Source organism: Streptomyces aurantiacus JA 4570, from assembly GCF_000414115.1.
In the GTDB taxonomy this organism is placed as follows: Bacteria; Actinomycetota; Actinomycetes; order Streptomycetales; family Streptomycetaceae; genus Streptomyces; species Streptomyces aurantiacus_A.
Window position 1 is genome coordinate 15278 of sequence record NZ_AOPZ01000519.1, and the last position, 21751, is coordinate 37028.

23 protein-coding genes and 2 pseudogenes are annotated in these 21751 nt (G+C 72.6%); 12 read left to right on the plus strand and 13 right to left on the minus strand.

Going from position 1 to position 21751, the window contains the following annotated elements; all coding sequences use genetic code 11:
• Nucleotides 1-79: 79 nt before the first annotated feature.
• A complete protein-coding gene (locus STRAU_RS36765) occupies nt 80-1066 on the minus strand; it encodes a 2-dehydropantoate 2-reductase (protein WP_016645464.1) in 987 nt (328 codons plus the stop codon).
• A 118-nt stretch (nt 1067-1184) separates the two neighbouring features.
• On the opposite strand from STRAU_RS36765, the gene STRAU_RS36770 reads away from it, so the two are divergent.
• Together STRAU_RS36770 and STRAU_RS42715 are read left to right on the plus strand one after the other, a co-directional pair.
• The gene (locus STRAU_RS36770) at nt 1185-1826 is read left to right on the plus strand and encodes a CGNR zinc finger domain-containing protein (protein WP_016645465.1); all 642 of its coding nucleotides are present in this window, start codon (nt 1185-1187) and stop codon (nt 1824-1826) included.
• Between the two features lie 229 nt (nt 1827-2055).
• On the plus strand, nt 2056-2226 hold the full coding sequence (locus STRAU_RS42715) for a hypothetical protein (RefSeq protein WP_016645466.1): 171 nt from the start codon (nt 2056-2058) through the stop codon (nt 2224-2226).
• Nucleotides 2227-2245: 19 nt separating this feature from the next.
• Here STRAU_RS42715 and STRAU_RS36780 read toward each other — a convergent pair whose 3' ends face one another.
• From STRAU_RS36780 to STRAU_RS36800, 5 genes and pseudogenes are all read right to left on the minus strand, one after another.
• Nucleotides 2246-3367, minus strand: a complete 1122-nt coding sequence (locus tag STRAU_RS36780) for a glycosyltransferase family 2 protein (protein WP_078621736.1) — start codon at nt 3365-3367, stop codon at nt 2246-2248.
• A 100-nt stretch (nt 3368-3467) separates the two neighbouring features.
• Nucleotides 3468-4820: a hypothetical protein gene (locus STRAU_RS36785; protein WP_016645468.1), complete on the minus strand. Its 1353-nt coding sequence runs from the start codon at nt 4818-4820 to the stop codon at nt 3468-3470.
• 83 nt (nt 4821-4903) lie between these two features.
• Nucleotides 4904-6385 carry an NHL repeat-containing protein gene (locus STRAU_RS36790; RefSeq protein ID WP_016645469.1) on the minus strand — a complete coding sequence of 494 codons (1482 nt, stop codon included), beginning with the start codon at nt 6383-6385 and terminating at the stop codon, nt 4904-4906.
• 247 nt (nt 6386-6632) lie between these two features.
• A pseudogene (locus tag STRAU_RS36795) lies at nt 6633-7406 on the minus strand (NHL domain-containing protein); the annotation flags it as partial.
• Nucleotides 7407-7599: 193 nt separating this feature from the next.
• A pseudogene (locus STRAU_RS36800) lies at nt 7600-7953 on the minus strand (flavoprotein); the annotation flags it as partial.
• A 195-nt stretch (nt 7954-8148) separates the two neighbouring features.
• Between STRAU_RS36800 and STRAU_RS36805 the strand changes: the two are divergent.
• Entirely contained in the window at nt 8149-8511 is a 363-nt protein-coding gene (locus STRAU_RS36805; protein ID WP_016645471.1) for an ArsR/SmtB family transcription factor, read from the plus strand.
• 57 nt (nt 8512-8568) lie between these two features.
• Here the strand turns inward: STRAU_RS36805 and arsB are convergent, their stop codons facing one another.
• On the minus strand, nt 8569-9663 hold the full coding sequence (gene arsB / locus STRAU_RS36810; RefSeq protein ID WP_037664417.1) for an ACR3 family arsenite efflux transporter: 1095 nt from the start codon (nt 9661-9663) through the stop codon (nt 8569-8571).
• Nucleotides 9663-9974: an ArsR/SmtB family transcription factor gene (locus STRAU_RS36815; protein ID WP_037664385.1), complete on the minus strand. Its 312-nt coding sequence runs from the start codon at nt 9972-9974 to the stop codon at nt 9663-9665. The genes arsB and STRAU_RS36815 overlap by 1 nt, the downstream gene beginning before the upstream one ends.
• 100 nt (nt 9975-10074) lie before the next feature.
• On the opposite strand from STRAU_RS36815, the gene STRAU_RS36820 reads away from it, so the two are divergent.
• The 4 genes from STRAU_RS36820 to STRAU_RS36835 all read left to right on the plus strand — a co-directional run bounded on the left by STRAU_RS36820 (nt 10075) and on the right by STRAU_RS36835 (nt 12864).
• Nucleotides 10075-10710: an arsenate reductase/protein-tyrosine-phosphatase family protein gene (locus STRAU_RS36820; RefSeq protein ID WP_016645475.1), complete on the plus strand. Its 636-nt coding sequence runs from the start codon at nt 10075-10077 to the stop codon at nt 10708-10710.
• 49 nt (nt 10711-10759) lie between these two features.
• Nucleotides 10760-11182 (plus strand): arsenate reductase ArsC, encoded by a 423-nt coding sequence (locus STRAU_RS36825; protein WP_037664387.1) that lies wholly within the window; start codon nt 10760-10762, stop codon nt 11180-11182.
• A gap of 108 nt (nt 11183-11290) precedes the next feature.
• Nucleotides 11291-11698 (plus strand): YciI family protein, encoded by a 408-nt coding sequence (locus tag STRAU_RS36830; protein ID WP_037664389.1) that lies wholly within the window; start codon nt 11291-11293, stop codon nt 11696-11698.
• Nucleotides 11699-11718: 20 nt separating this feature from the next.
• Nucleotides 11719-12864, plus strand: a complete 1146-nt coding sequence (locus STRAU_RS36835) for an RNA polymerase sigma factor (protein WP_037664419.1) — start codon at nt 11719-11721, stop codon at nt 12862-12864.
• Between the two features lie 3 nt (nt 12865-12867).
• On the opposite strand, the gene STRAU_RS36840 is transcribed toward STRAU_RS36835, so the two are convergent.
• Nucleotides 12868-14013, minus strand: a complete 1146-nt coding sequence (locus STRAU_RS36840) for a lactonase family protein (RefSeq protein ID WP_016645480.1) — start codon at nt 14011-14013, stop codon at nt 12868-12870.
• A 253-nt stretch (nt 14014-14266) separates the two neighbouring features.
• On the opposite strand from STRAU_RS36840, the gene STRAU_RS36845 reads away from it, so the two are divergent.
• The 4 genes from STRAU_RS36845 to STRAU_RS36860 all read left to right on the plus strand — a co-directional run bounded on the left by STRAU_RS36845 (nt 14267) and on the right by STRAU_RS36860 (nt 17638).
• Complete coding sequence (locus STRAU_RS36845; RefSeq protein WP_016645479.1) at nt 14267-15463, plus strand: hypothetical protein; 1197 nt, start codon at nt 14267-14269, stop codon at nt 15461-15463.
• A 100-nt stretch (nt 15464-15563) separates the two neighbouring features.
• Nucleotides 15564-16268, plus strand: a complete 705-nt coding sequence (locus STRAU_RS36850; RefSeq protein ID WP_016645481.1) for a TNT domain-containing protein — start codon at nt 15564-15566, stop codon at nt 16266-16268.
• Nucleotides 16269-16286: 18 nt separating this feature from the next.
• Complete coding sequence (locus tag STRAU_RS36855; RefSeq protein WP_016645482.1) at nt 16287-16535, plus strand: hypothetical protein; 249 nt, start codon at nt 16287-16289, stop codon at nt 16533-16535.
• A 38-nt stretch (nt 16536-16573) separates the two neighbouring features.
• Nucleotides 16574-17638, plus strand: coding sequence for a lipoate-protein ligase LplAB (locus tag STRAU_RS36860; protein ID WP_037664422.1), 1065 nt, complete (start codon nt 16574-16576; stop codon nt 17636-17638).
• A gap of 48 nt (nt 17639-17686) precedes the next feature.
• On the opposite strand, the gene STRAU_RS36865 is transcribed toward STRAU_RS36860, so the two are convergent.
• The 4 genes from STRAU_RS36865 to STRAU_RS41100 form a co-directional block, all read right to left on the minus strand.
• Nucleotides 17687-18994 (minus strand): bifunctional folylpolyglutamate synthase/dihydrofolate synthase, encoded by a 1308-nt coding sequence (locus tag STRAU_RS36865; RefSeq protein ID WP_016645484.1) that lies wholly within the window; start codon nt 18992-18994, stop codon nt 17687-17689.
• Between the two features lie 104 nt (nt 18995-19098).
• Nucleotides 19099-20235 carry a GTP-binding protein gene (locus STRAU_RS36870; protein ID WP_016645486.1) on the minus strand — a complete coding sequence of 379 codons (1137 nt, stop codon included), beginning with the start codon at nt 20233-20235 and terminating at the stop codon, nt 19099-19101.
• An 8-nt stretch (nt 20236-20243) separates the two neighbouring features.
• Nucleotides 20244-20414 (minus strand): 50S ribosomal protein L32, encoded by a 171-nt coding sequence (gene rpmF / locus STRAU_RS36875; protein WP_016645485.1) that lies wholly within the window; start codon nt 20412-20414, stop codon nt 20244-20246.
• A 94-nt stretch (nt 20415-20508) separates the two neighbouring features.
• Nucleotides 20509-20874 (minus strand): DoxX family protein, encoded by a 366-nt coding sequence (locus tag STRAU_RS41100; RefSeq protein WP_016645487.1) that lies wholly within the window; start codon nt 20872-20874, stop codon nt 20509-20511.
• A gap of 6 nt (nt 20875-20880) precedes the next feature.
• Between STRAU_RS41100 and STRAU_RS41105 the strand changes: the two genes are divergently transcribed.
• Nucleotides 20881-21678, plus strand: a complete 798-nt coding sequence (locus STRAU_RS41105; RefSeq protein WP_016645488.1) for a helix-turn-helix domain-containing protein — start codon at nt 20881-20883, stop codon at nt 21676-21678.
• Nucleotides 21679-21751 lie beyond the last annotated feature (73 nt).

A 21751-nucleotide genomic window follows, 5' to 3' on the forward strand; every position in this document is an offset into this window, starting at 1 on the left:
TGTACGTGCCGGCGCCGGAACGGGTCCGGGGGACGGGTTCCGGCGCCGGCACGTACTGGTGCGGCGGGGGCGTGCGGCGTCAGCCGTTGCCGCCGCCACCCGCCTCCTCGGACCGCGCGGCCAGCACGCTGGCCACCTCGTACAAGTACCGGTTGACGGGTGTCGGCGTTCCCGCGCGCTCGCCCAGGCGCACCACCGAACCGTTCCACGCGTCGAGCTCCGAGGGGCGGCCGGCGCGGATGTCGCGGTGGAGGGACGAGGTGCCCGCGGCGGGCTGCTGGTCGATGAAGTCGAGGGTCCGCGCGACGATGTCGTCCGGCAGCCGGACGTCCATGGCCCGCGCCACCCGCTCGATCTCCGTCATCCCCTCGACCAGCAACTGCCGCGTCCCCGGCCGCGAGCGCAGCACCCCGAACGGGGCGTCCGTCACCGTGCCGAGCCCGCCGAAGGGCACCACGAACAGGAACTTGGCCCACAGCTCGGCCCAGATGTCGTCGGGCACCGTGGCGTTCACGCCCGCCGCGGTGAGCGCGGCGCGGAGCCGTTCCACGCGGGGCGTGGCGCGGTTGTCCCACTCGGTGAAGGCCAGGGCGCCGGGGCCGCCCACGTGCCGCACCCGTCCCGGGCCGTCCAAGTGGGCGATGATCTTCGCGGTGCCGGGCAGCACCGCGTCCCGGCCGACCTCTCGGGCCACCTGCTCCGGCGCCTCGACGCCGTTCTGCAGCGTCACGACCGCCGTCCCGGAGCCGATCAGCGGCTTCAACGCGTCGATGGCGGGGGGTAGTTGCCAGGTCTTGACGCACAGCAGGACGACGTCGACCTCTCCGATGTCGCGCGTGTCGTCGCTCGCCCGCGCTGGCGTGACGGTGAAGTCGCCCGCCGGGCTGTCCACGGTCAGGCCCTCGCGCCGCAGCGCCTCCAGATGGGCGCCCCGCGCGACGAACCCGACGTCGTGCCCGGCCTCCGCGAGGCGTCCCCCGAAGTAGCCGCCGACCCCGCCGGTGCCGACCACGGCGACCTTCAGCGCCCCGCCCTCGTCGCCCTTGTCCCGCACGGTTTCCGTCACGAAGAACCTCCCCTGGCTCCCGCTCGCCGCAGACGAGCCCGGCCGTGCGTCCGCAGGCCGGTCGCCACACCTTAGTCGAGTTACTGGTTGAAGGGGTAACACCTGCTAGCGTGCGTCCATGGCGCAGGCACACACCGGCTCCGAGGCACGCCCCGGCGGCCCGGAAACCGCGGAAGAGGTGAGCCCGGCCGACCTCCGGTTCCGCCTGGAGGGCGGCCGGCCGTCCTTGACCTTCACCGCGACCCTCGGCAAGCGGACCCGCGCCCCCGTGGAGCGGCTGCGGGAGCCGTCCGACCTCGCCCGCTGGTTCCGCGCCGTCGAGATGACGGCAGCTCACATGCCGGTTTCCCAGGCAGAGTTGACGGAGGCTCGGCTGCTGCGCGAGGCCCTGTACCGGCTTTTCACGGGGGTACGCACCGCTGCCGCGCCGCCGCCCCCGGACGTGGACGCGGTCAACCGCTGGGCGGCACGCCCGCTGCCGGGCACCGGTCTCGTCCTCGGCGCGGGGGGCACCCTGAGGCAGGCGCCGCCCGCACTCGACACCCCCGACCTGCTCGGCCTGTTGGCCCGCGACGCCGCGGACCTGCTCGGCGGCCCGCTGTCCCGCCGGATCCGCGAGTGCGCCGCCGACGACTGCTCGCTGCTGTTCGCCGACGAGAGCCGGGCGGGCGCACGGCGCTGGTGCTCGATGGACGCGTGCGGGGCGCGCGCGAAGATGGCGGAGTACCGGGCGCGCCGCAGGAACGGGACGACGGCCTGACGTGCAGGCCGGGGCCTGCCGCCCGGACCAGGGACTGGGGATCGACCGGCAGGCGGCGTACGGCCATCCGCCTCGGCCGGTGCGGCCGGGTCAGGGCACCGCGACCCGGGCAGCGTCCTCCTGCGGCAGGCGTGGCCCGCGAAGCTCCCGCCTAGGTGGCCGCGTGGCCGTGAGCGCCTGGACGACCCGGCGCCGGGGCGGCAGAAGCCTGCAGAGGGAAGCCCCCGCCATGACGAGTGTCGTCGCCGCGACCACGGTGGCCAGCGCCTCGAAGCCGGATCCGGGCCGCGCCAGCCCCTTCACCGAGAGCGCCGACGCCCCGCCGACACCCAGCGCCCCGGCCGGTGGCAATCCTCCGTACACGCGATCTCTGCCCCTCGACGACGGTGGCGAACGATGAACGGTGAGCCGCGGTCGGCTCAGGTGGCGCGCCAGTGCTCTTCCCCGCGGCGGGCCATGTCCCACAGGGAGCGGAGGTAGACGGCGTGCTGGAACATGTCGTAGGCCAGCTCGACGGCGAGCGTGCCGGCGAGGAGCTGGGACTTCCAGCCGGCGCCGTGCGCGGTGACCACCTTCTCGGCGGCGAAGACGAGGCCGACGGCGATCCAGAACGGGGTGAACTCCGGCTTTCCCCGGGCCAGCATCCATCCGGTGAACAGGAGATAGAGGGCCAGGAAGAGAACGGACAGGCCCATGAAGGTCTGCCGGACGATGTACGGGGCGGTGACCCTGGTCCAGCCGTAGTCGCGCAGGTTCTCCAGGGCGCCGCGCTGCCAGCGCAGGCGCTGGTGCCAGAGCTTGGGCAGGCTGGTCATGACCTCGGTGACGACGCCGCAGCCGGGTGGCGAGACAGTGCGGTAGCCGAGGGTGCGGACGGCCTTGGTGATCTCGTCGTCCTCGGTCAGCGAGGCGAGGGAGTAGTACGAGGTGCCGCCGCCGATGAGACCGGCGCGGCGGGCGCGTCTCACCTCGCGCAGCGTCCGGGCCCGGAAGAGGGTCGCGGTGCCGGTGAGGACGTCGGCCCGGTAGTCGCGTCGGGCTATCTCGCGGGCGTAGCGGTGGAATTCGATGCGCTGGAGCGCTCCGAGCAGACCGCCGCCCTGCTCGCCGTAGAAGATGCCGCCGACGGCTCCGACCGAATGGTCCATGGCGGCGATGGCGCCGGCGAGGAAGGACGGCCGCAGCACGGTGTCGGCGTCCTGGACGAGGACCAGGTCGGTGTCGTCGAGGCCGGCCAGGAGCCGGCCGAGGGCCTGGTTGAGGGCGCCGGCCTTCTTGTGCCGGTTGTCCCGCGACGCGATGACGGTGGCCCCGTTGGCCCGGGCGATCTCCACGGTCCCGTCGGCGCAGTTGTCGGCGACGACCACGACCTGGTGCGGCGGGAGCTCCTGGCGGTGCAGCGCCGCGATGGCGGCGGCGATGCGCTCGGCCTCGTTGTGGGCGGGTATCAGCGCGAGGACGTGCGGGGCCGCGGCCGTCCCGTCCCGGGAGACGCGGGTACGGACCCGTGGCACCGTGCGTCTGCGGCGTGGCCATCGCATGCGAGTGCTCCTGGAGCGGTGGGGTGCGGGGATGAGGGAGAAACGGGAGAAGGGGGAGAAGGGGGGCGCCGCACCTGCGCGCGGCGCCCCGGTGCCCGGGTCAGTCTCCGGGGCTGATCTCGACGGTGTCCTGTGCGGTGGCGAACACCGGGTCGCCCAGCTGGATGCCGACCGGCGCGCGTCCGGCCGGAGCCGTCGCCTCGACCTCCATCGCCGGGTAGACCGACACCCAGGCGTCCCTGCCGGGCCCGCTCGGGACCAGGTCCAGGGGGACGGCCGGGCAGGTCAGGGTGCGGTGGTCGGCCGACAGCACACCCGGGGCGACGACTTCGTGCTGCTCGTCCTCCCAGCGGGTGAACGCGACCCGGTCCTCCGTGAAACGCAGGCCGTCGGGCGCGGTGAAGACCACCTTGACCGCTCCGATGGCGCGCTGTCCGGTGTTGCGGATGACGAACGGCGGGTAGATCCAGCGGTCCTGTCCCGCGGTCGCCGTCAGGGTCCGGGTCTTGATGGTGGCCCGCAGCCCGGTGTCGATGCCGCGCGGCGCCTTGTACCGGTAGTAGACGCTGCCGAGTTGGAAGGCGTCCTCCGGCTTGGCCTCGTCCCAGCGCAGGCTGCTCGGCGTGCCGTCGGGGTTGACGGACTGCGGCCAGACCAGGAAGCGGTAGTAGCCGGTCTTGTCGCCCAGCTGGCGAAGGTCGATGCCGGGCAGGGTCACCTTGCGGCCGGTACCGCTGTCCGCGTGCCCATCGGCCTTCTGCAACTGGGGAGTCGGGGTGTAGTGCGAGGGCGTACCGTCCTCGTGGACGAGCTGGTAGTACACGTGGTCGCTGTTGTTGCTCGGCACGTCCTGCTGGCCCTGGCGCAGGTTGACCAGGTCGATGATGAACTTGTCACCGGGGACGCGCCCGTTGTCCGTGACGAAGCCGAATCCGGCCTGGCTGTTCGGCGAACCGCCCCAGTTGTTGTCGTAGGGCAGCCGGACGAAGGGCCGGCCGGCCTTCTCCGGGTCGCTCTTCTGCCAGGCACCGGCGAGCACCTGGATCTCCGGGTTCGCCGTGCGGATCTCGCCGTTGTCGAGGGTGACGTCGACCCGGATCCGGTACGTGCGGGCGCCCGCGGGGCGGGGGTCGGCGTCGACGTTGAGGTCGCCGCGCAGGGTGAAGGTGATGAGGTCGGCGTCGTCGAGGAAGGTGAGGTCGATGACCTCGTACTCCTGGCCGGTGCCGCCCTGGCCGCGCCTGACCTCGGTGGCGGTGACGTCCGCCTGCTCGTTGCCGGTGTAGGAGTAGCGGACCTCCTTGATCTTCACGCCCATCGGGACGCGGACGCGGCCGTCGTAGCGGAACTCGCTGTCCCAGGTGGCGAATCGGTTGGCGTGGCCGAGGGTGCGGATGCCGGTGACTTCGGGGTCGATCGGTGTGGAGTCCTGGGGTGTCGCAGGAGTGCCCATGCGCGATGTCTCGCTTCCTGCCCGGGAGTGGGTTGACGGTGAGGCGCAGGGGCCACCCTCACGGGGTGGCCCCTGAGGTTCTGCTACGGCGTCTCGATGACGATCGATGCCTGGCCGGCGGCGAAGGGCGGGTTGCCGACCTGGAGGCTCACGTTGACCGTGCCGGGAGTCGCGAAGGAGTCGACCTCCATCTCCGGGTAGAGCAGGACCCACTTGCCGGGGTCGGTGTCCAGCCGCGCCTGGCAGGTGAGCCGGCGGCCGTCGGCCGACCGCTGGGCCCCGTTGACGACCTCCTGGCTGCTGCCCTCGCGCGACGACCGCAGCACGTCCTCCGTGAAGCGCATGCCTTCCGGAGCGGTCAGCACGATCTGCTCGGTGCCGATGGTGCGCCGGCTGGTGTTCGTGATCTGCAGGACCGCCGGGTAGACCCACCGCTGGCCGGGCCGTACCCGTGCGTTCTGCGACTGCGTCTGGACCACCCGGGCGGTGAGGTCCGACTGGGTGCCGGCGATCGTGCCGGAGAGCTGAATGGGGGCGAGGCGGCCGATGCTCGCGGAGCCGTTGTCGTAACGGCCCGGCAGGGCGTCCGTCCGGGCCTGCACCGGGATGGTGTAGATGAGCGAACCGGTGTCGCTGGTCGTGGTGTTGAGGTGCGGGTTCGCCGTGATGACCAGGGTCTGCCCGGAGTCCTCGATGGTGTGGTCGAGGGCGGCGGTGATGATGCCGTGGATGGTGTCGTGGTACGCGTACGTGGGCTGGCCCCTGAAGGTGAAGCCGCCCGGTGCGGTGAAGCGCTGGACGATGTCCCCCGGGTTCACCGGCTGCCCGGTGCCGGAGGTGTACTTCACGGTGAAGACGGCCGGCTGCCCGGGGGCGGCGGTGGGGATCGTGTCCTGGATGACGGTGAGGGCGGTCTCGTCTCCCACCGGTGCGGGGACGACGATCGTCACGGGCAGGCGGTCGACGTTGTCCTTGAGGTTGATGTCGCCGCTGTACTGGATCTCCAGCGTGGAGTTGTAGACGCCCGGAGGCGTGGTGTCGGGGGCGATGACGCGGAAGACGCCGTCCAGGGAGCCCTGGTGGGCCGGCAGCTGCTGGCCGGTGAAGGTGCGGCTGAGCCGCCGGTCGCCGTTGCCCGGCACGCCGACGAGGCCGTCGGCGAGGTTCAGCACCACGGTGACGAACCGCCCGTCGACCGGGCTGGGCCCGCGGTTCTGGATCCGGACGCCGAGGTCGAATGCCTGGCCGCGCTGGACCGCGTACGGAGAGATGCTCTTGCCGTACAGATCCGCGGCGGGCGGCAGCGGCGGCGTCATGTCAGCCACGGCCGTCACACCGCGGACCCGGTGGTTGCTGTAGTCGCCGACGTACAGATTGCCCGCGCCGTCCAGTGTCACGCCGCACGGGCTGTAGAGGCGGGTGGAGAAGGCCGGGCCGCCGTCGTCGACGTAGCCTCCGATCCCGTTGCCCGCGACGGTGGTGATGATGCCGTTGGTGGACACCCTGCGCACACGGTTGTTGCCGCTGTCGGCGATGTACAGATTGCCTGCGGCGTCCAGTGCCACGCCGTGGGGGTGGTGGATGCCGGTGGCGACGGCAGGCCCCCCGTCGGAGATGTAGCCGGCGGTGCCGTTGCCGCGACGGTGGTGATGATGCCGGTGCGGGTCACCTTGCGGATCCGGTGGTTGAGGCAGTCGGCGATGTACAGGTTCCCCTCGGGATCCACGGCCACCCCGGACGGGTTCCGGAGCTGGGTGGCGATGGCCGGTCCGCCGTCGGAGATGTAGCCGGCGGTGCCGTTGCCCGCGACGGCGCGACGGTGGTGATGATGCCGGTGCGGGTCACCTTGCGGACCCGGTGGGTGGACCAGTCGCTGAAGTACACGTTTCCCTCACGGTCCACTGCGATGCCGTGGGGGTGGTGGAGCCGGGTGGCGACGGCGGGTCCGCCGTCGGAGATGTATCCCGCTTCGCCGTTGCCGGCGATGGTGGTGATGATGCCGGCGGCGGTCACCTTGCGGATCCGGTGGTTGCCGGCGTCGGCTATGTAGAGGGTGCCGGCGTCGTCGACGGCCACGTCGACGGGGTCGCTGAGCTTGGTCGCGACGGCGGGTCCGCCGTCGGACACGTACCCCGCCTGACCGGTGCCGGCGACGGTGGTGATGGTCCCGTCGGGGGTCACCTTGCGGATCCGGTGGTTGTGGCGGTCGGCGATGTAGAGGTTGCCCTGCTTGTCGACGGCGAGGCCGAGGGGGAGGTTCAGCTTGGTCAGCGGCGCGGGGCCGCCGTCGGAGAGGTATCCGGCGGCGCCCGTGCCGGCGACCGTGGCGATGGCGCCGTCGGGCAGGCCGATGGGCTGTGGTCCGGTTCCGGTGCTCGATTCGCCTGCCATCACTGCTTCTCCCGTCTGCGGGCATGGCACACCGGGCGCGGGCCCTGCCGCGCCGATGAGGATGCGATGGGTGGTGCGGAGTAGGGCAGACCCTAAACGCAGCACTCCGGGAGCTTTCCCGCTTCTTCCGGACAGCTCGTCAAAAGGCGCGAACGGCGCCCTTGCGCCGCAAAAGGAAACACCAACCGGACCCATGCCCTCCGACGCGGCGGGCCTTCGCGGCCAAGGCGCGGCCCACAAACATCCGAAGGATCAGACCGCCGGGACAGGGAGCCGACACATCCGTCCGGCGTCAATTCGCGCCCGGCGCGCCGGAATTCGCCGGGGACAGCTGGGCGTCAACCGGTGCGCGCACGGCCCGATGACCGGAATGCGGTGTCACGGCGGTTCACGTGGCCGGGGCTGCCGGGGCCGCGCAGCACCCGCCGCTCTCGCCGGGCTGCTCGGCGGAGAGCTCGTCGAACAGCCCGGCACCCCCGCGCACGCCGGTCTCCGGCAGGATCAACTCGACGCGCTCAGCGGCTTCCCGGTCTCCGGCCAGGGCGGCGGCGATGGAGCGGGTCTGCTCGTAGCCCGTCATCGCGAGGAAGGTGGGGGCGCGGCCGTAGGACTTCATGCCGACCAGGTAGACGTCCCTCTCCGGGTGGGACAGCTCCTTCACGCCGTGGGGGTGAACGGTGCCGCAGGAATGGACGTTGGGGACGATCAGCGGCTCCAGTTCGACGGGGGCCTGGAGGCGTTCGTAACGAGCGCGTGCGGCAGGGGACTTGAGGTCGGGGACGCGGTAGGAGATCCGCTCGGCGGCCTGCTTCTCGCCGAGGGTGTCGGCGAGCGGCTGCAGATACCGCTCGGCCCAGGTGGAGAACAGGCGCACGTGCGCCCACTCGCGCACGGCCGCAAGCTTGCACCTTGTTTCGATGCGCGTCAACATAGACATATGTCGAATTCGAGTGAGACGGTGCTGCCGCTGGTGGACGAGGCGGTGGCGCCGTGCTGCCCGCCGCTGACCGAAAGGCCCCTGGACGCGGAAGAGGCCGAGCGGGCCGCGCGGATGTTCAAGGCGCTCGGCGACCCCGTGAGGCTGCGGCTGTTCTCCCTGGTCGCCTCGCACGAGGGCGGGGAGGCGTGCGTGTGCGACATCTCCGACGTCGGCGTCTCGCAGCCGACCGTCTCCCACCACCTGAAGAAGCTCAAGGACGCCGGGCTGCTGACCTCCGAGCGGCGCGGGACCTGGGTGTACTACCGGGTCGCCCCCAGCGTGCTTGCCGCCATGGGCAAGCTGCTGACCGCCCGCGCCTGAACGAGCGGGGCGGGCCGCCCGGTCGGCCGGGGCGGCCCGCCTCCGGCGCTCGACCCGCTAGGCGGCGGAGGCGAACTTCCGCCGCCAGGCCAGCGAGACGTACACGAGCGCGACCAGGACGGGTACTTCGATGAGCGGGCCGACGACGCCGGAGAGGGCCTGGCCGGAGGTGACGCCGAAGGTGGCGATGGCGACCGCGATGGCCAGCTCGAAGTTGTTCCCGGCCGCGGTGAAGGCGAGGGTGGCCGTGCGGTCGTACGCGAGGCCGATGGCCTTGCCCAGCAGGAACGTGCCGAACCACATGACCGCGAAGTACACGAGCAGTGGCAGCGCGATGCGCACGACGTCCAGCGGCTGCGAGGTGATGGTCTTGCCCTGCAGGGCGAAGAGGATGACGATCGTGAACAGCAGCCCGTACAGGGCCCACGGGCCGATCTTCGGAAGGAAGTCGGTCTCGTACCTCTCGCGGCCCAGCTTCTGCTCGCCGATCCGGCGGGTGAGGAACCCGGCCAGCAGGGGGACGCCGAGGAAGATGACGACGTTCAGGGCGATCTTCCCCATGGAGATGTCCAGGTGCTCGCCGTCGCCCAGGCCCAGCCGGCCGGGCAGCAGGTCGAGGTAGAACCACCCGAGCAGGCCGAACGCCAGGACCTGGAAGACCGAGTTCAGCGCGACCAGGACGGCGGCGGCTTCGCGGTCGCCGCAGGCCAGGTCGTTCCAGATGATGACCATGGCGATGCAGCGGGCCAGGCCGACGATGATCAGTCCGGTGCGGTACTCCGGCAGATCCGCCAGGAAGATCCATGCCAGGGCGAACATCACGGCCGGGCCGATCAGCCAGTTGATGACCAGCGAGGAGACCATCAGCTTGCGGTCTCCGGTGACGGCGTCGAGCTTGTCGTAGCGGACCTTGGCCAGGACCGGATACATCATGATCAGCAGGCCGAGCGCGATCGGCAGGGAGATCCCGCCGAGCTCGACCTTGGCCAGCGCGTCGTCGAGGCCGGGGATCAGCCGGCCCAGGCCGAGGCCGACGGCCATCGCGGCCAGGATCCACACCGCCAGGTAGCGGTCGAGCGTGGAGAGTCCGGCGACGACGCCGTGCTCGGCGGGGGCGGGCGCGCTCGTGGCCGCCTCTTCGGTACGGGTCATCAGCACGCCCGCTTCCGGCCGGTCTCGGCGGTCTCCCGGGCGGCGCTCGCCAGGCCCGCGAAGGAGTCGGCCAGGGTGTCCAGGACCTCGGGCTTGAGCTTGTAGTAGATGAAGCGGCCGCACGGCTCGGTGTCCACCACGCCCGCCTCGCGCAGCACCTTCATGTGGTTGGAGAGGTTGGTCTGCTTCGCGCCGGTCTCCGCGACCAGGTGCGTGGTGCACAGCGTCTCGTGGGCGAGCAAGGTCACGATGCGCAGCCTGAGCGGGTCGGCGAGGACGCGCATCAGTTCAGTGTCGACTGACGTCAGCATGGGCTGATACTGTCACATCATTCGAGACTGATGCCAGTACAGGTCATTCGAGACCGACGCCAGTACAGGCTGCATCGTGGAACCCGCCGGAGGGGTCCTCATGACCGCGCCCACACCGCCCGTTCCACCCGGCACCCGCCTCGCCGCCGGCGCCGCCCGCCTGGCCGCGCGGCACACCGGCCGTTTCGCGGCCGAGGCCGTCCAGGCGCTGATCGCCGACTCCTATGCCCGGCTCGCCGCTACCGCGCGGGTCTCCACGCATCTGGTCGTGCTGGCCGAGCGATGGACGGCCGAGCGTCTCGACACCCTGGACCACCTGCGCAAACGGCCGGGCGGCAGGCGGCCCCGGGTGCTGTTCGTCTGCGGCCGCAACGCCGGACGCTCCCAGATCGCCGCCGCCCTGCTCACCCACCGCGCCGCGGACCTGGTGCACGTCTCCTCCGCGGGCGACGCGCCCGCCGCCGTCGAGCCCTTCATAGCCCAGGTGCTGACCGAGGCCGGCGTCGACTCCGGAGGCGGCACCTTCCCCCAGCCGCTGACCGACGAGGTCGTCCGGGCCGCCGACATCGTCGTCACCGTGGGCTGCGGGGACGCATGCCCCCTCGTGCCCGGCCCCCGCTACTTGGACTGGCCCCTCCCCGACCCCGAGGGCGCCCCGATCGCCGTCGTACGCGAGATCCGCGACACCATCGACGCCCGCATCACCGACCTGCTCGCCGCGCTGCCAGGGCCATGAACCACCGTGCCGGCCCCACCTGTCGACCTGATTCGTGAAGGAAGAACCCATGCCCTCCGCCCCCGCCGCGTCCGTGCTGTTCGTCTGCGTGCACAACGCCGGACGCTCACAGATGGCCGCCGGATTCCTCACCCACCTCGCGGGCGACCGCATCGAGGTGCGCTCCGCCGGCTCCCTGCCCGCCGACCAGGTCAACCCCGCCGCCGTCGAAGCCATGAAGGAAGCCGGCATCGACATCGCCGGCCAGACGCCGAAGATCCTCACCACCGAGGCCGTCCAGGCGTCCGACTACGTCATCACCATGGGCTGCGGGGACACCTGCCCCGTCTTCCCCGGCAAGACCTACCTCGACTGGACCCTGGAAGACCCCGCGGGCCAGGGAGTCGAGGCCGTCCGGCCCATCCGGGACGCGATCCGCTCCCGCGTCGTCTCGCTGATCGCCGAGATCGACGGCCGGCCGAAGCCGCAGTGACGCGGCGGCGAAAAAAATTTCCGGCGCTGATGTCGAGAACCCGTGAGTGGCTCCGTCCCCGCAGTGAACGCGACCACAATGGGTCGCACCAGTACCGAGGAGACCACGATGGCCAAGTACCTGCTGCTCAAGCACTACCGCGGCGCCCCGGCCGCGGTGAACGACGTACCGATGGACCAGTGGACGCAGGCGGAGATCTCGGCTCACGTGCAGTACATGCAGGACTTCGCGGACCGGCTCGAGGGGACCGGTGAGTTCGTCGACGGCCAGGCCCTCGCCCCCGAGGGGACGTGGGTGCGGTACGACGGCGAGGGGCGCCCGCCGGTCACGGACGGCCCGTTCGCCGAGACCAAGGACCTGATCGCCGGCTGGATGGTGATCGACGTCGACAGTCACGAGCGCGCCGTCGAACTGGCCGGGGAGCTGTCGGCCGCCCCCGGGGCGGGCGGGAAGCCGATCCACGAGTGGCTCGAGGTGCGCCCGTTCCTGACCGCGCCGCCCACCATCACGGAGTGACCTCCCAAGTGACCTCCGAGCTGAACGAGGCCCTGCTCCGGAGCCTCACCCCGAGCGTGCTCGGGATCCTCGTCCGCCGCGGAGCCGACTTCGCGGCGGCCGAGGACGCCGTGCAGGAGGCGCTCATCGAGGCGGTCCGCGTCTGGCCGGCCGGCCCTCCGCGCGACGCGAAGGGCTGGCTGGTCACCGTGGCCTGGCGCAAGTTCCTCGACGCGACCCGGGCGGACGCCGCCCGCCGCAGGCGTGAGGACCTCGTCGACGAGGAGCCGGCGCCCGGGCCCGCCCCCGGGGCGGACGACACGCTCCAGCTGTACTTCCTGTGCGCCCACCCCTCGCTGACGCCGTCGTCCGCGGTCGCGCTCACCCTGCGCGCCGTGGGCGGGCTGACCACCCGCCAGATCGCCCAGGCGTACCTGGTGCCCGAGGCGACCATGGCGCAGCGCATCAGCCGCGCCAAGCGCACCGTGTCCGACGTACGGTTCGACAGGCCCGGCGATGTCGCCACCGTGCTGCGTGTCCTCTACCTGGTCTTCAACGAGGGCTACTCCGGCGATGTCGACCTGGCCGCCGAGGCCATCCGGCTCACCCGGCAGCTCGCGGCCGCGATCGACCACCCCGAGGTGGCCGGGCTGCTCGCCCTCATGCTGCTCCACCATGCCCGCCGCGCCGCCCGGACCGCGCCGGACGGCGGTCTGGTGCCGCTCGCCGAGCAGGACCGGGCCCGGTGGGACACCGGGTTGATCGCCGAGGGCGTGCGGATCCTGCAGGCGGCCCTCGCCCGCGACCGGCTCGGCGAGTTCCAGGCCCAGGCCGCCGTCGCGGCCCTCCACGCCGACGCGCCCACCGCCGAGGAGACCGACTGGGTGCAGATCGTCGAGTGGTACGACGAGCTCACGCGCCTGACCGACAACCCGGTCGTCCGCCTCAACCGCGCGGTGGCCGTCGGTGAGGCCGACGGACCGCGCGCGGGCCTGGCGGCGCTCGCCGCGCTGGACGACTCGCTGCCCCGGTACACCGCGGTGGCGGCCCACCTCCACGAACGCGACGGCGACCTGGCCACGGCGGCACGGCTGTACACCGAGGCGGCCCACAAGGCACCCAACCTCGCCGAGCGCGACCACCTGACCCGCCAGGCGGCCCGCCTCAACACCCACCGGAGCCGCTGACGGTTACAGCGGCAGCGCGCACACCGCGATCGGTGCCGCGAACGGCCTGCCCGCGAGGGCGAGTTCGCCGGTGGCCGCGTCCACGCGGAAGACGCTCACCGATCCCGTCCGCTGGTTGGCGGTGAACAGCAGCCGCCCCGAGGGGGACAGGGCGAGGTGGCGGGGGAAGCCGCCGCCCACCGGCACGGTGTCGAGCAGCCGCAGGCTCGCGCCGCCCCGCTCCACGGCGTACCGGGTGAGGGTGTCGTCGCCGCGGTTGGCGAGGAAGGCGAAGCGTCCGTCGCCGGTCACCGCGAGCTGCGCCGGGTGGCTCGTGACACCCGGCTTCGTTCCCGTGGGCTGGGGTTCGCCGGGTGTGAGGCGGCCGCTCACGGCGTCGTAACCGCAGACCACGACGGTGTTGTCGAGCTCGTCGGCGACGTACGCGAACCGCCCGGAGGGGTGGAAGGTGAGGTGGCGCGGCCCGGCGCCCGGCCGCATCGTCGCGTACGAGACGCGGCTGAGCCTCCCGGCCGTCGTGTCGAGCCGGTAGGTGTACACGGTGTCGGTGCCCAGGTCGACGGCGAGGACGTGCCGGCCGTCCGGGGCGGTGACGACCTGGTGGGCGTGCGGGCCCTGCTGGCCGGGGCCGGGCGGCGGGGTGGAGTGCGTGACGAGATGGGTCCGCTCGCCGAGCGCGCCGGACGCCTCGATGGGGTGCACGGCCACGCTGCCGGAGGTGTAGTTGGCGCTCAGCAGCCAGCCGCCGCCGGGGTGCACGGAGAGATGGCAGGGCCCCGCCCCGCCGGTGGAACGGGTGCCGAGCACCCGGTGGGCGCCGTCGGCGGAGAGCGCGATCGCGGTCACGCCGCCCTGCTCCCGCTCGTTGACGGCGTACAGCGTCCGCCCCGAGGGATGCGCCGCCAGATACGACGGGTCCGGCACGCCGCCGAGCGTGCCGACGCCGGTGACGCCGCCCGTCTTCTCGTCGTACGTGGCCAGCCCGATGCCCGTGCCGCCGCCCGGCTGCGAGGTGTACGTACCGAGGAACAAGGGCCGTCGCGCAGGCGCCCGCGAACCGGGCGCGGCCGCGGCGCCGGAGGTGACCGCGCCGCAGGCGACCGCGGTCGCCGCGGCGAGCGTCGAACCGATGAACCGCCTTCTGTCCATGACTGCACCTCGGAGTGGGGGGCCGGTGGTGTCGGATGTGGCAGACGTGGCAGACACAGTGGTCCCCGAACACCTCAACGGGCAAGAGGCGCAACTTGAGTTGCATGATGTGCAACGTGATCGGTCCGCCGTACGGGGGAGGCGGTTGGTCCACGGGAGCGATGCGCGAGGCCGGGCGCGGCGGGGAGGGTCGGAGCCCAGGCCCCACGCGTGGCCTGGGAATTCCCCGCCGAGCCGCATCCCGGAGGACACCGTGGCGCACCCCGCCCGCACCGCCGACGCACACGAACAGGCGCCGCCGCCCACCCACGAGCCCGCCCACGAACAGGCGCCGCCCCCACGCCCCTCACCAACCGTCGCGCACCCCGCGCCGTGGTGGCGCCGCTGGCCCGCCTGGGCGCCACGGGCCGCCGCGGCCTGGGGCGTCGCGTACGCGGTCGTGCAGACACTGTGGGCTGCGACCGCCACCGGCGTACCGCTGGCCGGGAACCGGCACAGCCCGGCGGCCCTGCAACTCCTCCTGGCCGCCCTCGCCCTCGCCGCCGCAGGCGCCTGCCTGGCCACCACCAGGACACTCGGCCCGCGCGGCCGGCGCGCGACGGCCGGGGCGCTGGCCGTGCTGATCCCGGCACTCGGCTGGGGCACGATCGGCCTGCCGATGCACTTCGTGACCCTGGCGTCCGGGGCGGGCGTGGAGAGCGCCACGAGCCTGGCGAACCTTCTGCTGGTCACGGCCGGTTCGGCCCTGCTCACCCTGGTCGCCGTCTCGTACCGCCGTCGCCTGCGCGGCAGTTGTCCCCGCTGCGGACAGGAGCACCCGGGCGCCGGCGACGGGCCGCTCGCCCACCCGCCCGCGACCACCGCGCCGCGCCCGACGCGCCTGGCGGCGTACCTGCTGATGTGCGGACTGCTGCCCTGGTCCGTCGTGAAGACCGTCTGGCTGTTCGGCGGCGACGCGATCAGCGTGAGCGGAGAGGCATGGCAGGACGAGGTCGAATCGGAGGCGTCCGGCGCGGCGAGGACGCTCGCGACGGTGGGCATCGACGTGACGGTCCTCGGCGCGCTCCTCGGCATCTTCCTGCTCCTCGGCCTCCTGCACCGCTGGGGCCAGGTGTTCCCGCGCTGGACCCTGCCGCTGGCCGGCCGCCGCGTGCCCCGCCTGCTGCCGCTGATCCCGGCCTGGCTGACCGGATTCAGCCTCGCTCTGTACGGGACGCTGCTCACCGCCGGATCCCTGCTCATGGCCGCCGGTGTGCTGCCGAAGCCCGATCCGGACGGCGTGTTCACCAGCGGCACCGGGCTCGCCTGGATGGTGGCGTTCGGGGGCCTGGCCTTCGGCGGGCTCGGCTGGGGGCTGCTCATCGCCGCCCGCTCGTACGCGGCACGCACCCGCCCCCGATGCGTTCCGGCCACATCCTCCTCAACAGGGGCACGCAACCAGGGAAGTTGACGACCGAGTGCCACTGATTCGCTAGCGTGTGCGAGTGAATTTTCATGCCCGCGCACACGCGAGCGCAGACCCGAGGAGTCGCCGAGTGGACCACAGCCGTGTGAGCCGGATCCGTACGACCCTGGCCGCGATGGGGGTGACGGCCACGGTGGTGACGGCCGTCGCCGCGGCGCCCACCGCGAGCGCGACGCCGGCCGCCCCGGGCGCCGCGGCGTCGGCGCGGTCCTCGGCGCCGTCGCTGAAGCCCGAGCCCTGCACCGGCACCTTCCAGGACGACGCCCGTCTCGGCCCCAAGTGGCTGCCCCGCAAGTGGCAGAAGCCCGTCGGCCCGCTCCTGAAGAACTGGAAGCGCACGGGCAAGCTCACGCCCGCCGCCTTCCTCAAGAAGTACTGGGAGGGCCCGGCGGACACGGGAAGCTGGAAGTACCCGCCCAACGACGGCTTCGAGACGGTCAACGGCCAGGTCGACAAGCACCCGGAGGAGCTGGAGGAGGGCGAGGTGCTCGACCGCTTCGGCTCCGAGTACGGATCGTTCCTCGCGCCCGCCGGGGACTCCTACGCGGAGCGCGCGCTGCCGCCGCAGAACCTCAACACCCGCGACGCCGTGTACGCCTGCGACTATCGCGTCTACAAGGTCGCCAAGCCGTTCCACGTCTGGCAGGGCGGCATCGCCCCCTGGTTCGAACAGCCCGGCGGCGGCGAGCAGATCAAGCTCGACCCCGTGTTCCTCGACCCCGGCGAGGGGCAGCGCCTGAACGTGAAGTGGCTCCTGGACCACGGCTACCTCGAGCCGGCCGCCGGCTAGCGGCGGGACGGGACGACGGTGGACGTCCACGAACTGCGGGCCGCCCTGCGCGCCGCGGGCGTGCCCGACGGCTACTACTGGATCGAGGGCGTCCACGAACCGGCACCCACGCCCCCGGACTTCGCATATCTGCGCAAGGACCGGGACGGGGCGTGGGAGACCGGGACGTACGAACGGGGACAGCACCACGCGCTCGGCCGCGACACGGACGAGGCGGAGGGGTGCGCGCGGCTGTTGCGGCTGCTGAGCGGGCGTTCTCTCCCGTAGCCTCGTCCTGGAACAGGCGCGGGAACATGGAGGAACAGGTGCACGGCGAGTACAAGATCCCTGGCGGCAAGCTGGTCGTCGTGGACCTCGACGTGGAGGACGGCGCCCTGCGGCACGTACGCGTCGCGGGCGATTTCTTCCTGGAGCCCGACGAGGCGTTCCTTGCCCTGAGCGGCGCCTTGGAGGGCGCGCCCGCCGACACCGACGCCGCGGGCCTGGGCGCCCGCATCGACGCGGCGCTCCCCGAGGGCACGGCCATGTACGGCCTGACCTCCGAGGGCGTGGGGATCGCGGTGCGCCGCGCCCTCGCGCACGCCACGGACTGGACCGACTACGACTGGCAGTTGGTCCACGAAGGCCCGCAGGAACCGGCCCTGCACATGGCTCTCGACGAGGTGATCACGACGGAGGTCGGCGCGGGGCGCCGCCCGCCGACGCTGCGCGTGTGGGAGTGGGGCGCGCCGGCCGTCGTCATCGGCAGCTTCCAGTCGCTGCGCAACGAGATCGACCCGGAGGGCGCCGCCCGCCACGGCATCGAGGTCGTACGCCGGATCAGCGGCGGCGGCGCCATGTTCATCGAACCCGGCAACACGATCACGTACTCCCTGTCCGTCCCCGACGCCCTGGTCCAGGGCCTGTCGTTCGCGGACAGCTACGCCTATCTGGACGACTGGGTGCTCGGCGCCCTGGGTGACATGGGCGTCAACGCCTGGTACCAGCCCCTCAACGACATCGCCACCGAGGCCGGGAAGATCGCGGGCGCCGCGCAGAAGCGCATGCTCGGCACGGAGCCCGGCAGCGGGGCCGTGCTGCACCACGTGACCATGGCGTACGACATCGACGCGGACAAGATGCTCGAAGTCCTGCGCATCGGCCGCGAGAAGCTCTCCGACAAGGGCACCAAGAGCGCGAAGAAGCGCGTCGACCCCTTGCGCCGGCAGACGGGGCTGCCGCGCGAGGCGGTTATCGACCGGATGATCGACTCCTTCCGCACCCGCCATGGGCTGACACCCGGCAAGGTCACCGAGGAGGAGATGACGCGGGCGCAGGAGTTGGCGCGGACGAAGTTCACGACCTCGGAGTGGACCGCGCGCGTGCCGTAGGCCCTTTGGCCCGGTGTCAGCCCGGTGTCAGCCCGGCAGGGACCGGCGTCAGCCCGGCGGGAGGCCCAGCAGGGTGCGGGTCTCGCCCACGAGCGCCAGCGAGCCGATGACCACGATCTGGCCGCCGGGGCCGGTGAGGCGGGCCGCCTGCCGCAGGGCCGTATGCGTGTCCGGGGCGCGGTGGACGTGCGGGCGGCCGGCGACGAGGCGGGCGAGGTGGTCCGGGTCGGCGGCCTTCGGGGATGCGGTGCGCGTCAGCAACAGGGGCCATTCCGGGGGAAGTTCGGCCAGCATCTCGTCGGCCGCCTTGGTGCCTTCCACCGCGAACACGAGCGTGGGGGGCGGCCCCGCAGCCGTCATCCGGACGATGTCCGGGAGCACGGCGGCGACGCTGTGCGGGTTGTGCGCCCCGTCCATGAGGACCGACCCGGTCCAGTCGTCCAGCCGGGCAGGCCGCACCAGTTCGAGGCGGCCCGGCCACGTGGTGGCCGCCAGCCCGGCCCGCAGCCGCTCCTCGGAGAAGTCGGGGACCAGGCCGCGTTCGCGCAGCGCGTCGATCCCGGCGACGGCGAGTGCGAGATTGCGCTGCTGATGGGCTCCGCGCAGCGGGCAGGGCAGGTCGTGGTGGATTCCGAGCGGGGTGGCGACCTCCACCGGCCCCTCGTGCGCGGCGGCGGGCGCCTCGGTGACCCGGATCTCCTCACCGAGGCGCCACACCGTCAGCCCGTCGCGCTCGGCGAGCACCCGCCGCACCATGCGCGCCGCCTCGGGCGGCAACTCGCCGAGGATCACATGGTCGCCGTCCCGGACCACTCCGGCCTTGGCCCAGGCGATCTCCGCGTACGAGTCGCCGAGGAGGTCGGTGTGGTCGAGGGCCACATTCGTGATGACCTTCACCCCGAGGTCGAAGGAGTTCACGGCGGTGTCCCGCCCGCCGGCGCTGGCCTCCAGCACCGCCAGGTCGACGCCGACGCTGCGGTAGTGCACCGCCGCCGCGGCGGCACGGAACGCCGGCGCGTCGAGCGGATCGCTCAGCCGCCGGGCCGCGGCGTCGACCTCGGCGTAGGCGGCGGCGTACGCGGCGCGCGAGGCGGGGACGTTGTTCACGCGGATGCGCTCCACGGCCTCCTGGAGCGCGGGGCCCGGCATGCTGCCGACGCGCAGCCCGAGCGCGGCCAGGCCCGAGACCGCGAACGCGCAGGTGGAGCCCTTGCCGTTGGTGCCGGTGACCAGAATGCCCCGCAGCCCTCGGTCCGGTCGGTCCAGGGCGGTGAGCAGGGGAGGCAGATAGTTCTTGACCGGCAGTCTCACCGCCCGGCGTTCGGCGGTGAGGTCGCGGGCTCGCTGATAGTCCATGACAGGAGATGCTGCCGTACCCCCGGCCTCGTACCGGCGGAGATCCGCCACCCGCGGCCGCGTGCCGCGGGACTCGGGGGTGAGGTGCCGCTGCCCGGCCGGTCTCAGGCAGCCGTGTCCCAGGCGGGGAACGGGTCCGCCGCGGGCAGTTCCTCGCCCTCGGCCATCAGGCACGCGGCCAGCGCCGACCGCAGCGCCGCCGTCCGCAGCCCGGTGCCGATGAAGACCAGCTCCTGGGCGGACACCGAGTCGTCGTCCGCGTGGTGCGCGGCCGTCGGCTCGAACCGCGCGACCGATCCGGCCTGCGACCAGAGCCCGGTCACGTACGGGCGGCTCGCGAGCCGGAAGAACCCCTTGGACCGCAGCACCTGGCCATAGGTGCCGCTGTCCATGCCCTTGGTGACGAACGACCACAACCGCTCGGGGTGGAAGGGGAGTTCGGCCCGGAAGACGGTGCTGGAGATCCCGTACTCCTCGGTCTCCGGCACATGGTCGCCGTTCAGCTCCCGCACCCAGCCCGGCGCGAGCTGCGCGCGCTCCAGGTCGAACAGGCCCGTGCCGAGGACGTGGCGAAGATCCACCTGCCCGTGTGTCGCGGTGACGACGCGGGCGGCCGGATTGAGGCGCGCGAGCGTGGCCCTGAGCTGGCCGGCGTCCTCGGCGGCCACGAGGTCGAGCTTGTTCAGGACGATGACGTCGGCGAACTCGATCTGGTCCATCAGCAGGTCGCTCACGGTGCGCTCGTCGTCCTCGTACTGATCGAGCCCACGCTCGACGAGGCCGTCGCCGCCGGTCAGCTCCGGCAGGAAGTTCGCCGCGTCCACGACGGTGACCATCGTGTCGAGGCGGGCGAGGTCCCCGAGCGTCGCCCCGTCGTCGCGCGGGAAGGCGAACGTCGCGGCGACCGGCATCGGCTCGGAGATGCCGCTGGACTCGATGAGCAGATGGTCGAAGCGGCCCTCGCGGGCCAGCCGGTCGACCTCTTCGAGGAGGTCGTCGCGGAGTGTGCAGCAGATGCAGCCGTTGGTCATCTCGACCAGGCGCTCCTCGGTGCGCGAGAGCGCCGCCTCGCCGCCGCGCACCAGCGCGGCGTCGATGTTGATCTCGCTCATGTCGTTCACGATCACCGCGACGCGCAGGCCGTCGCGATTGCCCAGGACATGGTTGAGCAGCGTGGTCTTGCCCGCGCCGAGAAAGCCGGACAGGACCGTCACCGGCAGCCGGCCGTCGTCGGACGTCATGGAGTCGCTCAGCTCCCCGGCCGGATCAGACCGCGCTCGTACGCCTTCACGAGCCGCTGCGGTACGAGGTGCGTGACGCCGTCGACCGTCACGGGCACGAGCTGCGACGTGCTGCCCTTCCACTGGGCGCGGCGGTGACGCGTGTTGCTGCGGGACATCTTCCGCTTGGGTACGGCCATGGGGTCCTCCAGAGGTGAGGGGTGCGGGTCGGGGCGCCGGGTAGGGACGGCCAGAGGCTATATGAAAATGGATCCCATTAACAAAAAGTGCTCCTTACGCGGTGAGCGCCACCGCCGTCGCCCACGCGACGTAGCCCGCGTTCACCACCAGCCGCGCCGCGACCCCCCACGGGCTGTTGAGCACTCCGGACCGCGTACGCGTACGACAGGCGGCGTCGACGTGCGAGACCTGGAACACGGTGAGGAGCCCGGCAGCCGTCCACGCGCCCGCCACACGCGTGTCCGGCGCGGCGACCAGCGCGGCGGTGCCGAGTTCCGCCAGCGCGCTGCCGATGACGAAGATGGCGGGATGCGGGAGCCACACGGGGACCAGGGAACGGAAGTAGGCGGGGAACGCGAAGTGCGCGAGGGCGGTCGTGGCGAGGAACAGGGCGAGGGCGAAGGCCGCGGGTGTGGACATGCGCCGATGATCGGGGCGCGGCCCCGGCGCCGTCTTGAACAGAACGATCGCGCGGCCGCGCCACACGGCCCGCTGCTCGCGGTCGCGGACGAGGTCACCGTCTTCGGGGAGTCGCGTGCGTACGAGGTGACCCGGCACCGTCATCCGGCGTGGAAGGCCGTGCTGCCGCTGCGCGGGAGCGTGCGCGTGGACGGGACCGTCGGCGCGGGAGTGCTGGTGCCGCCGCAGTACGACCACACCTGCGCCACCTCGGACGGTTTCGTCGCGGTCTTCCTGGATCCGTGGCGCCTGCGGGCCGACCGGTCGGGACCGACGTGGCTGGACGCGCGGGGCGTGCGGCGGCTGGTGGGAGCGCTGGGGGAGTGCGCGATCGAGCGGTTCGGGCCGTGCGCCGAGGACGAGGGGCGGGCGCGGTGCGCGAGCGCCCACGCTCACCCGCCGAACGTGGACTCCGACGCGCTCCGCCACGAACTCGCCGCCCTCGCCGGGCCGCCCGCCCCCGTCGACCCGCGCGTCCTGCACGCCGTGCGGAGCAGCGCCGGGGCGGCGCGGCTCGACGGGGTCGCCGCCGAGGTCGGGCTCTCCCCGGCGCGGCTGCGGGCGCTCTTCCGGACGGAGGTCGGGGTTCCGCTCGGCGTGATGCGCCGATGGCTGCGGTTGCGTACGGCGGTGGGCGCGCTGGTGGACGGCGGCGGAGCCGTCGCGGACGCGGCCGTCGCCGCGGGTTTCAGCGACCAGGCCCATCTCACCCGCACCGCGCGCACTCTCGTCGGCCGCACCCCCGCGTCGCTGTTACCGCGCTGAACACGGCACCGGCGTCCGGCACCGCCCGCCGCTGCCGGTTGACCCTCACGTCACGTCAGGCTGCACGCTGTAC

What these genes read in the sequence shown, in the direction of transcription:
- STRAU_RS36770 (WP_016645465.1), top strand. Translation starts at nt 1,185, where the DNA reads ATGGCGCAGGCACACACCGGCTCCGAGGCACGCCCCGGCGGCCCGGAA.
- STRAU_RS42715 (WP_016645466.1), top strand. Translation starts at nt 2,056, where the DNA reads ATGACGAGTGTCGTCGCCGCGACCACGGTGGCCAGCGCCTCGAAGCCG.
- STRAU_RS36780 (WP_078621736.1), bottom strand. Translation starts at nt 3,367, where the DNA reads ATGCGATGGCCACGCCGCAGACGCACGGTGCCACGGGTCCGTACCCGC.
- STRAU_RS36785 (WP_016645468.1), bottom strand. Translation starts at nt 4,820, where the DNA reads ATGGGCACTCCTGCGACACCCCAGGACTCCACACCGATCGACCCCGAA.
- STRAU_RS36805 (WP_016645471.1), top strand. Translation starts at nt 8,149, where the DNA reads ATGTCGAATTCGAGTGAGACGGTGCTGCCGCTGGTGGACGAGGCGGTG.
- arsB (WP_037664417.1), bottom strand. Translation starts at nt 9,663, where the DNA reads ATGACCCGTACCGAAGAGGCGGCCACGAGCGCGCCCGCCCCCGCCGAG.
- STRAU_RS36815 (WP_037664385.1), bottom strand. Translation starts at nt 9,974, where the DNA reads ATGCTGACGTCAGTCGACACTGAACTGATGCGCGTCCTCGCCGACCCG.
- STRAU_RS36820 (WP_016645475.1), top strand. Translation starts at nt 10,075, where the DNA reads ATGACCGCGCCCACACCGCCCGTTCCACCCGGCACCCGCCTCGCCGCC.
- STRAU_RS36825 (WP_037664387.1), top strand. Translation starts at nt 10,760, where the DNA reads ATGCCCTCCGCCCCCGCCGCGTCCGTGCTGTTCGTCTGCGTGCACAAC.
- STRAU_RS36830 (WP_037664389.1), top strand. Translation starts at nt 11,291, where the DNA reads ATGGCCAAGTACCTGCTGCTCAAGCACTACCGCGGCGCCCCGGCCGCG.
- STRAU_RS36840 (WP_016645480.1), bottom strand. Translation starts at nt 14,013, where the DNA reads ATGGACAGAAGGCGGTTCATCGGTTCGACGCTCGCCGCGGCGACCGCG.
- STRAU_RS36865 (WP_016645484.1), bottom strand. Translation starts at nt 18,994, where the DNA reads ATGGACTATCAGCGAGCCCGCGACCTCACCGCCGAACGCCGGGCGGTG.
- STRAU_RS36870 (WP_016645486.1), bottom strand. Translation starts at nt 20,235, where the DNA reads ATGACGTCCGACGACGGCCGGCTGCCGGTGACGGTCCTGTCCGGCTTT.
- rpmF (WP_016645485.1), bottom strand. Translation starts at nt 20,414, where the DNA reads ATGGCCGTACCCAAGCGGAAGATGTCCCGCAGCAACACGCGTCACCGC.
- STRAU_RS41100 (WP_016645487.1), bottom strand. Translation starts at nt 20,874, where the DNA reads ATGTCCACACCCGCGGCCTTCGCCCTCGCCCTGTTCCTCGCCACGACC.
- STRAU_RS41105 (WP_016645488.1), top strand. Translation starts at nt 20,881, where the DNA reads ATGATCGGGGCGCGGCCCCGGCGCCGTCTTGAACAGAACGATCGCGCG.